Genomic DNA, 14,587 nt, shown 5'->3' with positions numbered 1-14,587 from the left:
TACTGACAGCCGGTCTGTCCCGAAATGCACCGCCCTGACCGGTGGTTTTATTTTTCATCCAAATGTTGTATTGAAAACATATGGAATATAGTACCGACCTCGGGCGGCGTGTTCTCCTTGCCCTCGCGGGCGTGGGACTCCTCCTCGTGGTCGGACTCGTCCTGTCCGAGTTCCTCCCGACGCTCGTGTTTACCGTCTTCCTGTACTACGCCAGCCGACCGATTTACCGACGGCTCGCGAAGCTTCCGCTACCCGAGCCACTCGCCAAGCGGGCCCTGCCCTACAAGAAGCAGGTCCACGCGGCCGCGACGATATTCTTTTTCCTGCTGCCGTTCGTCCTCCTGGTGGGCTATACGTTCTTCCTCGTCGTCCCGGAACTGCAGGATTTCTTCGGCGAGGGCGGCCTGGGCGCGGCGTACCTCTCCCAGTTCCAGGACCTTCCGGGAGAGGGGCCGCCCGGACCACTGGCGGGCCTCGGCCTCGGGGACCTGCTGACGATGGGACCGGCCGAGCTGTTCGAGTTGCTGCGAAACGAGACGGTGCAGTCGTGGCTGGGGCGTGTCTCCGATACGCTCGTCGGCTCACTCAGTCTGCTCACGACCGTGCTGTTGCGCGTGTTCATCATGTTCGCCGGAACGTACTACCTGCTCACCGACGGACCGCGGCTCGTCGGCTGGTTCCTCGACACCTTCGACGGGTCGGGTGTCCTCCGTGAGTACGCGGCGGTGGTCGACGATGAACTCTCCTCGATACTGTTCGGCAACATCCTGAACGCCCTGGTAACAGGGGTCATCGGCATCCTCGTGTTCTCGCTGTATAATCTGGTCGCCCCCGACTCGGTACAGATCCCCTTCGCTCCACTCGTCGGCGCGCTGACCGGTGTCGGCAGCCTGATTCCCGTCGTCGGGATGAAGATCGTCTACGTCCCCGTGGCCGCGCTGCTCGCGGTGTCGGCAATCGTCGCGGGACAGACGGTCGCGCTGGTGTGGGTCCTCGCATTCCTCCTTGTCACGCTGGTCGTCGTCGACACGATTCCGGACTTCGTGATTCGACCCTACGTCAGCGGCGATCTGACCCACGTCGGGCTGTTGATGTTCGCGTACATCCTCGGCCCTATCGCGTTCGGGTTCTACGGCATCTTCCTGGGCCCGATTCTGCTGGTGCTGGTCGTTCAGTTCTTCTACATCGTCGTCCCCTACATCATTACGGGCTCGGTCGAAACGACGCAGACGTCGCTCTCCGAATACGACTCCCCGGAGTCGTAACGGGCTACCCGTTCCCAAGTCGGGTTCTGGCGGTCCCGAAGTCGAGGCAGCGACTATCCGGTGTCGCATCGATCCGGTCGAGCCATCGCAGTTCCATCACCGAGAGCCGGTAGTGACACGTCGACGGTTCGATCTGTTGCCAGTAGACGTACCGGACATCGGGTACCGGCTCGATCTCGTCGTAGGCCTGTGGGAGGTCGTGGGTTTCGAGATCCGACATCGGCACCGGCCCCGGCGTCTCCACGGGCGTGAAGACAGCGCCGACGCTGCCGAGGAAGGCGACGTTCACGACGAGAACCAGCGCGAGGGCGGTGCCGAGATACTGCTTCATTCGCCGCTCGCGGAGCGTCGCGGCAGTTATACCGAGACCGATTGCGACGAACGCGAGCCCCGGAATGAGGTCAGTGTAACCGCCGGTCTCGAAATCAACGAAGAGTATCAGAAACGCGAACCACGCCCCACCGACCGGAATCCACCACTCGGTGGGTCCGACAACGTCGTCACGGCCCGTGAGCCAACACCGAGCAGTGTGAGCGAGGCCGAGTCCACCGAGCAAGACGAACGGTGACGCCCATTTGAAGTGGACGACGCCGGCGACGAGGCGAGCGAACAACGACGCCTGCTCCTCCGTTTGTAACGGCACGAGGAAAACCTGAACCAACATCTCCGAGGCCGAGTGCCAGAGGAGAAACACCGGCATCAACATGACGACGGTGAAACCGAGGCCGCCGGCGACGACGCGTTCGAGCGCCCGCGTGTCGCGCTGTTGGATCGCCAGCCCGACCACGATCAGCGGGAAGATGGCCGCGGCCTGCCAGTATCCCACGCTGGCCGCCGCAGCAACACCGCTCAGTGCCGGATACCCGTGCGTATACAGATAGATAGCCAGCAACCCACAGAGGAGAAGGAGATATTTCGCTTTGAATCCATACGCCGGCCGGACGGCGAATCCCGGCAACAGGAACATGGAGAGACCGGCCAGCGGCGCGGCGAAATCGTCGCCAGTGATGTCGTAAACGAGTATCACGACGAGTCCGACGGCTGCACACACCGCAGCGATCATTAGCACAACACTGAGAAGGTGAAGTCGGTACATATCGCCGCCAGACAGCAGTGCCAGTAACCCGGTCGTCTCGTAGGACAACGGGAACTTCGGTTCCCAGGCGTCGGCGTACAACCGACCGCCTCGCGTCAAATACCAGCCGAGATGCTGGAAAATACCGGCGTCGGGCGCCATCGGCGGTCGAGCGAAATCGAGTGTGATCGTCAGGAAAAAGTACAGTTCTGTGCCGACGGCAAACAATACCGGAAACGCGAGCCGTCGATCGCGGGGATGGAGGGCAAGCGAGCGAAGCAGATCTCTGAGTCGGTCTTTATGTCGTCTGCTCACGCGACATGTTTGTGTGCAGGTGACCAAAAGTAGAGAGTAATTTAGAACACATACCGTATTTGAAAGGATTTGCCGTCCGCATTACATATACAGTCACCGTGGTTAGGACCGTGTTTTCAGATTGAGGCTAAACTTACCACACCTTTCAGATACACCGTATGGGGAGGACACAATTGAGGCGTTCGAATCCCGGTTTCCTGCTTAATCAATCGTGTTTTGAGCTACGGAAGCAGCGGTACAACAGTGATACCCAACCAATAATATCACTACAGCAATGTGTGAATATGTGGGTAAATTGTTCCTACTGACCGGGATATCGAGGCGGAACCGATTTTGCCGCGAAATAGCGGAAACACACGGTGCCGAAGTAGTAGTTCGGCTATCCCGCATAGGTTTTGAGTGAAACAGCACCGCAGAAACGTGTGAAATCCGCTCCACTCTACTCAGTGCAACCATACCCGAACCGTGTTCGGAAACGGCAGATCGGCACGAGTAGCTATACGGCCCAAACACCGTCCAGAGCCCGACCCGTTTGACCAGTAGGCATGGGTCGGCACAGTTAGACTCCGAAGCAAATCGACCAACGGCGGAACCGATACAGTAGTTTCGTATAGCGATCACTGATTTATTACTGCCAGCCACCGAACGCGTCGGCCTTTTACCAGTCGGCCGAGTAGAGAAGCCTAATGGTCCAGAACGTGGCTTCAGTGATGGCGGAGCTGGAACCCGAGGACTTCCATCTGCTCTCTGGCGTCGAACAGGGAATGCGGTTCTCGGAGTACGTCGCCCGCGAGAAGTTGACCGAGTTCTCCCGGCTGACGACGGAAGACGTCGACTACCGGCTCGACCGGTGTGCGGACCGGGGGCTGGTCGAACGAAAGACCATCCAGTACGAGGGCTTCAAACTCACTTTCGAGGGGTACGATACGCTCGCGCTGCATACCTTCGCCGAGCGAGACACTATCGAAGGAGTCGGCTCGCCGCTGGGCGTGGGCAAAGAGAGCGACGTGTACGAGGCCCAGTCGTACAAGCCGGTGGCGCTGAAATACCACCGCGAGGGGTACACCAACTTCCGCGAAGTGATGAAAGAGCGGGAGTACACCGCCGACCGCGACCACGTCTCCTGGCTCTACACTGCTCGGAAGGCCGCAGAGCGGGAGTACGACGCCCTCGAAACCCTGTATCCGGACGTATCGGTCCCCCAACCCATCGACACGAACCGGCATGCCATCGTAATGGAGAAAATCGATGGCGTCGAGCTCTCCCGGACGAAACTCGAATCGGAACAGGTGCTACCGATTCTGGATCTCGTGCTCGACGAGATGCAGACGGCCTACCGAGAGGGGTACGTCCACGCGGACATGAGCGAGTACAACGTCTTCGTCACGAACGAGGGCGTGGTCGTCTTCGACTGGCCACAGGCTGTCCCGACCGACCACGAAAACGCCAGGGAACTGTTGACCAGGGACGTCGAGAACATCCTGAGCTATTTCGAGCGGAAGTACCCGCAAGACATCAGGAATGTTGACAGGAAGGCGGTCGCCGAGCGGCTGGCGGCCGACTCGTTCGATTCTATCACTGAATTCGTTGAGTAGTGGCGTGTTAGCCGCTACGGATCGCTTTTTCGCTGTTCGGAACTGAGCCGGGGCTATCCCAGCATTCCAGTCGTAAATCATATATCGCGATATCAAATCCAGTAAATCAGCGTCGGGTACTCCAAAGCAGGGGTGGCGAGGGCGTCTCTGCCAACGGGAAAGCCGACTGTCCGCGTTCTGGGGTCAGTTCACCGGCACACCACGCTGTTCCCGGACCACGGACAGCTCACCTTTCGAATTAGGTCATCCTAAAAATCGCAGGGGTTTTGTATTGTTAGGCAGGCCTAAATCATATGGCAGACGACGGTACTGTGTACAGGACACAGACACGGCGAGCTTCCTATCAGGGACCGGTAATGAACCAGTCCTTTCCCGGGTTGACTACCGATCGACCGTCTCCAGCACGTTCGGGAAACGGCCGCCAGACGCTAGCGGGCCGTCTCCGGAACTGTCCGACGGCATGTAACTGTCCGACCGCTAGTGCGTTGTGGACGACAGTCACGGGGACCGCTGAGTGATGCCCATCAACATCCCGCTGACACGGCAGGAGAGTCCGACGATGGCTGACAGCCCACCACAGGCACGCGCTCAACTGTGGACCTGGGCCGACACGGTAGCCTTCGGCGCCGGCAGGTGCTCGACAGTGGAAGCGACGAGCGATACCGGGTCACGCGGCGGAGACGGCACAGGTGCACCGGAGCGATGAGTTCGGCTCCGCAGTACCTGTTGGCGATCTACATCGCCCAGCACCGGGACGAACCGCCTGTCTCGCCCGGGGACCTGGGAGGGATGGTCGACCGGTCGCCGGCGGCAGTAACAGAGATGTGTCAGCGGCTCGCAGACGAGGGTCTCGTCTCCTACGAGCCATACGAGGGGGTGACGCTGACCGAATCTGGGCGCGAGGAGGCCGCGGAGTTACACGAGACCTACGTGACTGTCTCGTGGTTCTTTCGGGGTGTGCTGGACCTCGACGATCACGAGTCGGAAGCGATGGAGCTGGCCGGTCTGGTCAGCCCGGTGGTCGCAGAGCGGCTAGCGGCTACGCTGCCGTGTGAAGGCGGAGCGGAGAGTATACAGGAGGCTGCCGGTTCAGGTTCGAGACCCGGCGATGGGGACACCGCTTGAACGGGGTGCCCGAGCATGGCCTGTTTTAGGCTATGCGAAAAATACCAGAAGAAGTATACTAAACATTCGGTTGGCCAAAAAATAGGCTTCCTACGGCCTAGATGCCGATATTTTAGGCCCTCCGAAAACCACAGATTTATGATATGATGGCGCGTAGATGGAACTGTCATGAGCGCTGAAAGCCTCGAACGACAGACGCGGAATTACTTGAGCAACAACGTCCCGCAGATCCAGCAGCACGGCGGCAACTTCGAAGTGCGTGAGGTTGACGAGAGCGACGGCACAGCTACCGTTGCTATCGGCGGTGCGTGTTCGGGGTGTGGCATCGCGCCGATGACGATGAAGGCGATCAAGCGACAGCTCCCCGAGAGCGTTGACGGGCTTGAAAACGTGGAAGTGGTCCGATCCGGTGGCCCCCGTGCCGCTGTCATGCCCTCGAAGACCGAGGACATGGAAGAGATGGACGAGTACGAGGATTACAGCCCGCCGTTCTGAAGCCCCCTCGTCACGGAGGTCACCGTTGTAGCCCCGTTTTCCCGATGTCTTGACCGGGACTTCTCGGCCCACCGACCACACTCCCTGTCAGTCCAAAGTGGTCTAATGCTCGAATCGAGCCACGCAGCTCCCCCGAGCGAGTTCCGACACCGAAATTAGACCGGTAGCGCACTCTCGGGAACGACGCCGTCCGCGGACCAGCCCCGCGCGTCGTAGTACTCGTCCAGCGCTGCCTCGAACGACGGGAGATCGTACGGCAGCGTGTCGTCCCCCCGGTCGAAGCCGCGCTGATTGTTGAAGTGGCGTTCGAGCGTCACGGTGCGAGCGCCGACGGCCAGCAGGTCCCTGAAATCGGCATCGAAGAGCTGCTCGTAGCGCTCGGGCGTCATGAAGTCCCGGGAGAACTTGCAGACGACGCCGCTGTCGTTCAGTGCCATCAGGTTCTCCCGCTCGACCAGTACGTCGGCTTTCCCGAGCGTCCCCTCCGGAGCGACCGCCTGATCGTCGGGGACGAGCGGATACTCGACGGAGTAAAACGTCGCGTACATGTGGTCTGCGCCGCGGTTGGCGACGGCATAGGAGAGGCCCTGCCCGTGGAGCACCCGGCCCTCGTGGGCCGCGAAGTCCATCCCCTTGACCGTCCAGTTCTCGACGCCGAGGTCGTCGTAACAGCGGTCGATGCCCTCGGCGAGCGTGTCGCCGATGCCCTCCCGGTGAGCGATTTTCTCGACGGTCTCGTGAATCATCTCGGTGTCGCCGAAAGCGTCCGCGCTGTCGAGGTAGGCCGCGACGGTGTTGCCGGCGGAGATGGCGTCCATCCCGAGGCGGTCACACAGTTCGTTTGACTGCATCACGTCCACGATGTCGTCGACGCCGGCGTTCGAGCCAAAGGCCATCGCCACTTCGAACTCGGGACCCTCAGTTTCGACGCCGCGCTCCTCGTCCCGCGTCGGAAGCTTGCAGGCGAAGGCACACGCCGAGCAGGTCCCTTTCTTGTACTTCTTCGATTCGACGGCGTCGCCGTTGATCCCCTCGACACCGTCGAAGGACTGCTCGGAGAAGTAGTAGGAGGGGAGGCCGTTGACCTCGTTGGCGAGGTCCATCACCGAGACAGTGCCCTGTCGCTTCATGATGTGGTCCTCCGTCGCGGCCTCCCGGTGGATGTCCATCTGCATCGCCGAGATCTCGATGTCCGGCGGGGAGTCGCCCGCGAACGTGAGTCCCTTGACGTTTTTCGCACCCATGACCGCGCCGAGGCCGCCGCGGCCGAAGGCCCGCTCCGCGCTCGTCATGATGGACGCGAATCGAACTTGGTTCTCGCCGGCCGGACCGATAACGGCCGTCTGATCCGACTCGATACCGTGTTCAGCGTCGAGGTAGTCCAGCGTCTCGGGGACGGTCGCGCCGGCAAGGTCCGGGACGGCCTCGAACTCGACCCCGTCGTCGCGCACGTGGACGATGACGAGGTCGTCGCTCTGGCCGGTGAGTTCGACGGCACTGTACCCCGTGTCGGCGAAGTTCCGGGACATGAAGCCGCCGGCGTTCGAGGAGAGCAAGCCGTCGGTCAGCGGCGAGACGCCGGTGCAGTTCATCCGACCGGTGAAGCTCATCTGTGCGGCCTGCATCGGCCCCGTGGAGAACACCAGTCGGTTCTCCGCACCCAGCGGATCCACGTCGAAGGGGATACGCTCGTGGGCCAGCCGCGTGCCGACGCCGCGGCCGCCGAGATACTGTTCGAGGATGCTGTCGATTTCCGCCGTGGTGGCTTCGCCGGCAGTGAGGTCAACCGTCAACAGCGGCCCCGCTGAATGTATCATTAACATTTCTCATGCATACACGGACTTAGCGGTTGTGCCGGCTGCCGGTACCGGCGGATTAATCAAGGGACGGCGACGGGATATTGCTATGGTTTCACTGCGGCCGATACCGCCGAGTGTGCGCGGCTGGCTGGATTTGCGCTCTCCGACTGAGAGCGCCCGCGTTTCCGGTCAGTCGAGCAGGGACAGATCCCCACGTGGACAGTCGACCGAAAACCACACACAGACCGCCGCTGTCCGGTGGTACCGCCGAGTTTCTGAACCACCGGCGTCGTCATGCTATAAGTGTGTGGGAAGCCAACACAGTACATAAGTTTCGAGGTAGATGTGAATGTCTGATGACGCAGATGCCGATACGGGTACAGTATCGCGACGCCGCGTCCTCAAGACGGCGGGCGCGTCGACGGTAGTGGCGCTCGCCGGCTGTAACACCGGAAGCGACGGTACAGGGGACGGCGAAAGCGGAGGCGGCCAGAGCCTCGACCCGGTTCGAGAACGGGCGGAGGTCGCCGTCGACGACATTCAGGAGGGTGGGACACTCAGGTTCGGCCTCGGCGCGGGCATCGACTCCTTCGACCCGTCCTACAGCACCAGCGCGCCGGCCGGGAACGTCCACGGGCTTATCTACGAGAGCATTATCACGCAGGACGCAGCGGGGACCGTGTACCCGTGGCTGGCGCGAACGTGGGAGCGGGTAGACGTTCAGGAGGTCGAGGACGGAGCCTACGAGCCGTACATGGTGTCGGCGGAGACGGACGACGAGGGGAACCTCGTCGCCGACGACCAGATCATCATCAGGAACCCCGAGGCCGGCGAAGTGCTGACCGTCAACGAAGCGCCCGATGCCGTCGAAGACGGAACCTACGGGATTCAGTATCAGGCCGAACTCCACGAGGGTGTCACGTTCCACAACGGGGAGGAGATGACCGCAGAGCACGTCGCCCGCTCCTACGAAGTGCTTGAGAACTCCGCCATCTCCGCACAGACCTTCGACTCCTTTCTCTATGCCGAAGCGGTCGACGAGTACACCGTCAACATCTACGGGCAGGAGCCCGACGCCGAGGCCGACAGTCAGCTCCCGACGACGGTGTACCCGATGGAGCACATCGAGGGGTACCCCGACAGCGGCGCGGACCCGCGCAACGACCTGACGCCCATCGGGACCGGCCCCTTCGAGTTCGAGTCCTACGAGGCCGAACAGCGCGCCCAGTTCAGCACGTTCGACAACTACTGGCTGGACGACCTGGGCCTCGACGCCTTGGAGTGGTGGGACGGGCCCGAGGGATTCCCGACGAGCCCGGTCGTCGACGAGGTCACTGTCTCCATCGTCACCGACGACGCGACCCGCGCGGCCGCGCTCAACAACAACGAGATCGACCTCACCTACGGGCTCACGAGCGACACGTACAGCGAGTACCGGAGTTCGGAGGACTACCGGCTCAGCGTGACCAACGCCGGGGCGTACAACTTCCTCCAGTACCCCGTCACAGTCCCGCCGTGGGACGACCCGCGCATCCGCCGGGGGGTCAATCAGCTGATTCCCCGCGCACAGATCGCGGAGAACATCTACAACGGGTACCGGAACCCGGCCTACACGCCGCTGCCCGAACTGGCCGCCGAAGAGGGGTCAGCGGACTACGAGGCGCTGGTCGAGGAACTGCGCCCGCAAACGGAACAGGACACCGAGGCCGCGACCGAACTGCTGGGGGAGGCCGTCGACGACCTCGGCGTCGAGACGCCCATCGAGGCGACCATCGAGACCAACACCTCCGACGACCGCGTGCGCGAGGCCGAACTCATCGCGCAGGTGATGAGCAACACGGAGTTTTTCGACATCGACGTCGAGACCTTCGAGTTCACGACCTTCATCCAGCGCATTCTCGGCCCGGAGTACTACCAGCAGGGCAACATCGTCCTCATCGGCCTCTCGGGGACGTTCAACCCCGGGAGCTTCTACGACGCCGTGAACTCCATCGACAACTTCGGCCAGTGCTGTAACTTCCAGCGGGTCGACACGCCCGACTTGGACGAAATCGCGACGGAGGCGCGGTTCTCGGTCGAGGCCGTCGAGGACCCGCAGTTCCGCGGCGAGCAGTACGACCAGGTATGGCGCGGGCTCGTCGAGCAGGCCCCCAACAGCTACACCGTCTTCGGGACGAACGTGTCGTCGCTGTCGACCGACTACGTCGGGCACAACACGTACACGTTCTCCAGCGGGATTCTCCCGTACGGCCTTCACGACCCGACGGACCAGCAGGTCGCGTACCTGGACCGGGAGTCATGAGCCTCAGACGCTTCATCGCAGTTCGCGTGGCCGCGACGGTGCCGATACTGTTCGGCGTCTCGGTGTTCACCTTCGCGCTGGTCCACCTGACGCCGGGGGACCCCATCGACCAGATGGTCGCGCTGAACCCGCAGATCTCGGCGGCCGAGGAGGCGGCGATACGCGCCAGGTACGGCCTCGATGGCCCCGTCTGGCAGCAGTACCTCACGTGGATGGGCAACGTCCTGCAGGGCGACCTCGGCACGGTCATCAGCGTCGACCAGCCGGTCCTGCCCTACATCATGGCCCGGCTGCCCGAAACCGTCGCGCTGGGGCTGTTCGGCTGGGCTGTGGCGCTGCTCATCGCCATCCCGACCGGCATCTACGCCGCGGTGAACAAGGACACGCTGGGCGACGACCTCTCGCGGGTGTTCGCCCTCTCGGGCATCTCCCTGCCGAACTTCTGGCTCGGCCTGATGCTCATCCTCGTGTTCGCGCTCTGGCTGGACCTGTGGCCGGTGCTGGCCCCGGACAAGCCGCTGCTCTCGGCCGAGATGCTGTGGTATCTCGTCCTCCCGGGCGTCACCATCGGGACGGCGTCGTCGGCGACGCTGATGCGCGTGATGCGGTCGTCGATGGCCGAGGAGATGAACAAGGAGTACGTCACGGCGGCGCGGGCGAAGGGGCTGCCAGAGCGGACGGTCGTGTTGAAACACGTCCTGCGGAACTCGCTCATCTCGGTGACCACCATCGCCGCGTTCCTGACCGCGAGTATCTTCGCCGGGGCCGTCGTCGTCGAGCAGGTGTTCGCCTGGCCCGGGCTGGGGCGGGCCTTCGTCGGCGCTATCGTCGGCCGCGAGGTCGATCTGATTATGGCGATCACGCTGTTTACCGGCGTGACGATCATCCTCGCGAACCTACTCGCAGACATCATGTACGCCGTGTTAGATCCGCGGATCCGCTATGACTAATCTATGAGCACTGACCGAGGACGCATCCGGATAACGGGGTTCGACGCCGACGCCGTCGAGCGCCGCGAACCGCTGTCTGACTGGACAGAGACGAGAGACACCGAGACCGAGCGCCGCTGGGAGCGCGCCTGGGGCGAGTTCCGCCGGAACCGCAGCGCGATGCTCGGGCTGTACGTCGTCGCCGCGATGTCGCTGCTGGCGCTGTTCGCTCGCCCGGTCACGATTGCGGGCGTGACGGTCCAGCCGTTCTCGCTCGCGCCGTACGACCCGAGTGCGATCCTGTACGCCCAGGGCCTGGACGTGAGCGCCTACGAGGCCCCGTCGCTGGCCCACCCTTTTGGCACCGACGGCTCCGCGCGGGACGTGTTCTCCCGCGTGCTGTACGGCGGCCGGTTCAGCCTCTCTATCGGCTTCATCGTCGTCTTCGTCACCGCCGCAATCGGCCTCGTGTACGGCGCGATTGCCGGCTACTACGGCGGCTGGGTCGACGAGGTGATGATGCGGCTACTGGACCTCATCTTCGCGTTCCCCGGCCTCCTGCTGGCGCTGATTATCGTCGCCGTGCTCGGGAAGGGGTACTGGGAGCTGGTGCTCGCCTTTACCGCCATCGGCTGGGCGGGCTACGCCCGGCTGATACGCGGCGAGGTTCTCAAAGTCAAGGAAAACGAGTACGTGATGGCGGCGAAGGCACTGGGGGCGCGGGACCGCCGTGTCATCTTCAGGCACGTCGTGCCAAACGCCATCGCGCCGCTCATCGTCCAGGCCTCGCTCTCCATCGGCACCGTCGTCATCGGCGTGGCGGCGCTTGGCTTCCTGGGTCTGGGCCTCCCGCCCAGTTCCGCCGAGTGGGGCACGATGCTGGACCAGACCCGCGAGACCATCGTTCAGGGGCCGGGCGGGTCGATCCCCTGGTGGGTCACCGTCTTCCCCGGCGGCGCCATCTTCCTGTTCGTGATGTCGATGAACCTCATCGGCGACGGCATCAACGACGCACTCAACGCACAGGAGGGCGAGGACGTGGCCCGCGGGGGCGAGGTCTGATGGCCCTGCTCGAAGTCGAGGACCTCACGGTGAATTTCTACACGGAGGAGGGCGTCGTCACCGCCGTCGACGACCTCTCCTTTCGCATCGAACGCGGCGAGAAGTTCGGCGTCGTCGGCGAGAGCGGGGCGGGCAAGAGCGTCACCGCGCTGTCGGTGATGGGCCTCATCGAGGAGCCCGGTCGCATCGAGAGCGGGACCGTCCGGTTCGACGGCCAGGACCTGCTGTCGATGTCCGAGTCCGACGTGCGCGACGTGCGGGGTAACGACATCGCGATGATCTTCCAGGACGCGGGGACCGCGCTCAACCCCGTCTACACCGTCGGCGAGCAGATCGCCGAGGCGATCCGCCACCACCTCGACTACGGCGACGCGGCCGCCCGCGAGCGGGCTATCCGCCTGCTCGACGACGTGGGTATCCCGGAACCGGCGGCCCGCTACGACGACTACCCCCACGAGTTCTCCGGCGGCATGCAACAGCGGGTCGTCATCGCGATGGCGCTGTCCTGTGACCCCGACCTCCTCATCGCCGACGAGCCGACGACGGCGCTCGACGTGACCATCGAGGCGAAGATCCTGGACCGCCTCGAACGCCTCGCCGACGAGTACGACACGGCGATTCAACTCATCACCCACGACCTGGGGGTCATCGCGGAGCTATGTGACCGAGTGATGGTGATGTACGCCGGCCGCGCCGTCGAGAAGGCGTCCGTCGAGGAGCTGTACTACGACCCGAAACATCCCTACACCGTCGGGCTGATGAGCGCTATCCCCCGTATCGGCGACGGGCAGGACCGGCTCCAGACGATTCCGGGGACCATGCCGGACCTCGTCGAGGTCCCCTCTGGCTGTAGCTTCCACCCGCGGTGTCCCTTCGCCGAAGAGGTGTGTACGCGCAAGCAGCCGCCGCTCGTCGACCCCGACACCGGCGACGGCGTTGGCCTCTCCGACCGAGCGGCGGCCTGTCTGGCATACACCGGCGACCTCGACGGCGATCTGGATTACGAGGTCGAGGTGCGGGGTCGCGACGCGCCGCCTGACAACAGCCAGCCCGACCCCCGCAGCGGGCGCACAGATTCGGAACCGCTCCGCGCTGACTCGGACCCACTCCAGACCGACGCAGACCTGCTGGATCAGGACGACAGCGACGATACGGGAGGGCAACAGGATGGCTAAACCGGCCGACTCCCCGATTCTGGCGGTCGAGAACCTCACGAAGTACTACGAGTCCGGCGGGAGCATCGTCGATACGTTGCTGGGCCGGAGCCGGGAAGTCAAGGCGCTCGACGGCGTCGATCTGGAACTGTACCCTGGCGAGACACTTGGCATCGTCGGCGAATCCGGCTGTGGCAAGACCACGCTCGCCCAGACACTGCTCCGGCTCATCGAACCGACTGCCGGAACGGTCCGCTACAAGGGGGAGGACCTGACGGCGGCCTCCGACAGCCGACTGCGGGCGCTCCGGAAAGACATCCAGTACATCTTTCAGGACCCCTTCGCCAGCCTCAACCCGCGGCTGACGGTCGGCGACATCGTCGGCGAGCCGCTGGATATCCACGACATCGCCGAGGGCGAGGCCCGGACCGAACGGGTCAAAGACCTGCTGGAAACCGTGGGACTCAACCAACGGCACGCCCACCGCTACCCCCACGAGTTCTCCGGCGGCCAGCGCCAGCGCATCGGCATCGCCCGCGCGCTCGCCGTCAACCCCGAAGTCATCGTCTGTGACGAACCCGTCTCGGCGCTTGACGTGAGCGTCCAGGCCCAGATTCTGAACCTGCTGGAGGACCTGCAGGACGAGTTCGGCCTCTCGTACATCGTCATCGCTCACGACCTCTCCGTCGTCGAACACATCTCCGACCGCGTGGGCGTCCTCTACTTAGGTGAGTTCGCCGAGGTCGGTCCCACTGAGGACGTGTTCCAGCCGCCGTACCACCCCTACGCCGAGGCACTGCTGTCGGCCATCCCGGAACCGGACCCCGGCTGGGAGGGCGACCGGATCTTCCTCTCCGGCGAGGTCCCGTCGCCGCTTGACCCCCCGTCCGGCTGTCGGTTCCACACCCGCTGTCCCGAAATCATCCAGCCTGAAGGGACTGATATGGCCCAGTCGGAGTGGCGCGCGCTCATGGACCTGAAACAGCGGCTCCGGAGCGCCGACTCGCTGAAAGCGGTGACCGCAGTGCAGGAGGGCGTCGAGGACGAGGACCTCGGCCAACTCTCGCGGTCGGCCCTCGACACGCGGGTCCGCGCGGAGTTCGGCCTCCCGGATCCGATCGGCGACCCTGGGGCCGAAGAAGTGTTCGGGACGGTGATCGACCGCCTCCGCGACGACGCCTTCGAGGCTGCGCGGGCGGCGCTGGACGATGCCTTCGAATCCCCCTGTGAGCGGACCGACCCCGCGTTGTTCGACGTCGGCGAGGGCCACCGCATCGCCTGCCTGCTGTACGATGATGCCCACCCGGATTCGCCGACGCGGGGCCACTAGTCGGTGGCAGCTTCGAGTCCCCGAGGCCGCTTCCGAGTCGTGTCGCGTGGACAGTATCGAAAGGTCCGCTCCGCCGCTTTTTGCGTTATAATTTACATACTAACTACATATGTCTGACGTAAATTTATTTGCGTTTAGTTA

At 63.4% G+C, this 14,587-nt stretch carries 11 protein-coding genes; 9 read left to right on the top strand and 2 right to left on the bottom strand.

The features are described from left to right. The first annotated feature begins 80 nt into the window (after positions 1-80). The gene (locus tag ACY9XZ_RS09385; RefSeq protein WP_463456766.1) at positions 81-1,265 is read left to right on the top strand and encodes an AI-2E family transporter; all 1,185 of its coding nucleotides are present in this window, start codon (positions 81-83) and stop codon (positions 1,263-1,265) included. A 4-nt stretch (positions 1,266-1,269) separates the two neighbouring features. Here ACY9XZ_RS09385 and ACY9XZ_RS09380 read toward each other — a convergent pair whose 3' ends face one another. Continuing rightward, entirely contained in the window at positions 1,270-2,502 is a 1,233-nt protein-coding gene (locus ACY9XZ_RS09380; protein ID WP_463456839.1) for a DolP-mannose mannosyltransferase, read from the bottom strand. Between the two features lie 839 nt (positions 2,503-3,341). On the opposite strand from ACY9XZ_RS09380, the gene ACY9XZ_RS09375 reads away from it, so the two are divergent. From ACY9XZ_RS09375 to ACY9XZ_RS09365, 3 genes are all read left to right on the top strand, one after another. After that, positions 3,342-4,250 (top strand): serine/threonine-protein kinase RIO2, encoded by a 909-nt coding sequence (locus ACY9XZ_RS09375; RefSeq protein ID WP_463456765.1) that lies wholly within the window; start codon positions 3,342-3,344, stop codon positions 4,248-4,250. Positions 4,251-4,952: 702 nt separating this feature from the next. Beyond that, the gene (locus ACY9XZ_RS09370) at positions 4,953-5,375 is read left to right on the top strand and encodes a metal-dependent transcriptional regulator (protein ID WP_463456764.1); all 423 of its coding nucleotides are present in this window, start codon (positions 4,953-4,955) and stop codon (positions 5,373-5,375) included. Between the two features lie 168 nt (positions 5,376-5,543). Beyond that, positions 5,544-5,870 (top strand): NifU family protein, encoded by a 327-nt coding sequence (locus tag ACY9XZ_RS09365; protein ID WP_463456763.1) that lies wholly within the window; start codon positions 5,544-5,546, stop codon positions 5,868-5,870. A gap of 155 nt (positions 5,871-6,025) precedes the next feature. On the opposite strand, the gene ACY9XZ_RS09360 is transcribed toward ACY9XZ_RS09365, so the two are convergent. Continuing rightward, on the bottom strand, positions 6,026-7,687 hold the full coding sequence (locus ACY9XZ_RS09360; protein WP_463456762.1) for an aldehyde ferredoxin oxidoreductase family protein: 1,662 nt from the start codon (positions 7,685-7,687) through the stop codon (positions 6,026-6,028). A 331-nt stretch (positions 7,688-8,018) separates the two neighbouring features. Here ACY9XZ_RS09360 and ACY9XZ_RS09355 point away from each other — a divergent pair, with 331 nt between their 5' ends. The 5 genes from ACY9XZ_RS09355 to ACY9XZ_RS09335 are packed head-to-tail and all read left to right on the top strand — an operon-like array spanning position 8,019 to position 14,446. Continuing rightward, on the top strand, positions 8,019-9,971 hold the full coding sequence (locus ACY9XZ_RS09355; protein ID WP_463456761.1) for an ABC transporter substrate-binding protein: 1,953 nt from the start codon (positions 8,019-8,021) through the stop codon (positions 9,969-9,971). Further along, positions 9,968-10,921, top strand: coding sequence for an ABC transporter permease (locus ACY9XZ_RS09350; protein ID WP_463456760.1), 954 nt, complete (start codon positions 9,968-9,970; stop codon positions 10,919-10,921). The genes ACY9XZ_RS09355 and ACY9XZ_RS09350 overlap by 4 nt, the downstream gene beginning before the upstream one ends. A 3-nt stretch (positions 10,922-10,924) precedes the next feature. Then, complete coding sequence (locus ACY9XZ_RS09345; protein ID WP_463456759.1) at positions 10,925-11,962, top strand: ABC transporter permease; 1,038 nt, start codon at positions 10,925-10,927, stop codon at positions 11,960-11,962. Next, positions 11,962-13,137 (top strand): ABC transporter ATP-binding protein, encoded by a 1,176-nt coding sequence (locus ACY9XZ_RS09340; protein WP_463456758.1) that lies wholly within the window; start codon positions 11,962-11,964, stop codon positions 13,135-13,137. Before ACY9XZ_RS09345 ends, ACY9XZ_RS09340 begins: the two co-directional genes overlap by 1 nt. Beyond that, positions 13,130-14,446 (top strand): ABC transporter ATP-binding protein, encoded by a 1,317-nt coding sequence (locus ACY9XZ_RS09335; RefSeq protein ID WP_463456757.1) that lies wholly within the window; start codon positions 13,130-13,132, stop codon positions 14,444-14,446. Before ACY9XZ_RS09340 ends, ACY9XZ_RS09335 begins: the two co-directional genes overlap by 8 nt. Positions 14,447-14,587 lie beyond the last annotated feature (141 nt).

The organism is Haloarcula sp. HT12, assembly GCF_055271655.1.
This window is presented reverse-complemented; position numbering and strand designations above follow the sequence as displayed.

What these genes read in the sequence shown, in the direction of transcription:
- ACY9XZ_RS09360 (WP_463456762.1), bottom strand. Translation starts at nt 7,687, where the DNA reads ATGATACATTCAGCGGGGCCGCTGTTGACGGTTGACCTCACTGCCGGC.
- ACY9XZ_RS09370 (WP_463456764.1), top strand. Translation starts at nt 4,953, where the DNA reads ATGAGTTCGGCTCCGCAGTACCTGTTGGCGATCTACATCGCCCAGCAC.
- ACY9XZ_RS09380 (WP_463456839.1), bottom strand. Translation starts at nt 2,502, where the DNA reads ATGGCGCCCGACGCCGGTATTTTCCAGCATCTCGGCTGGTATTTGACG.
- ACY9XZ_RS09345 (WP_463456759.1), top strand. Translation starts at nt 10,925, where the DNA reads ATGAGCACTGACCGAGGACGCATCCGGATAACGGGGTTCGACGCCGAC.
- ACY9XZ_RS09375 (WP_463456765.1), top strand. Translation starts at nt 3,342, where the DNA reads ATGGTCCAGAACGTGGCTTCAGTGATGGCGGAGCTGGAACCCGAGGAC.
- ACY9XZ_RS09350 (WP_463456760.1), top strand. Translation starts at nt 9,968, where the DNA reads ATGAGCCTCAGACGCTTCATCGCAGTTCGCGTGGCCGCGACGGTGCCG.
- ACY9XZ_RS09355 (WP_463456761.1), top strand. Translation starts at nt 8,019, where the DNA reads ATGTCTGATGACGCAGATGCCGATACGGGTACAGTATCGCGACGCCGC.
- ACY9XZ_RS09340 (WP_463456758.1), top strand. Translation starts at nt 11,962, where the DNA reads ATGGCCCTGCTCGAAGTCGAGGACCTCACGGTGAATTTCTACACGGAG.
- ACY9XZ_RS09335 (WP_463456757.1), top strand. Translation starts at nt 13,130, where the DNA reads ATGGCTAAACCGGCCGACTCCCCGATTCTGGCGGTCGAGAACCTCACG.
- ACY9XZ_RS09365 (WP_463456763.1), top strand. Translation starts at nt 5,544, where the DNA reads ATGAGCGCTGAAAGCCTCGAACGACAGACGCGGAATTACTTGAGCAAC.
- ACY9XZ_RS09385 (WP_463456766.1), top strand. Translation starts at nt 81, where the DNA reads ATGGAATATAGTACCGACCTCGGGCGGCGTGTTCTCCTTGCCCTCGCG.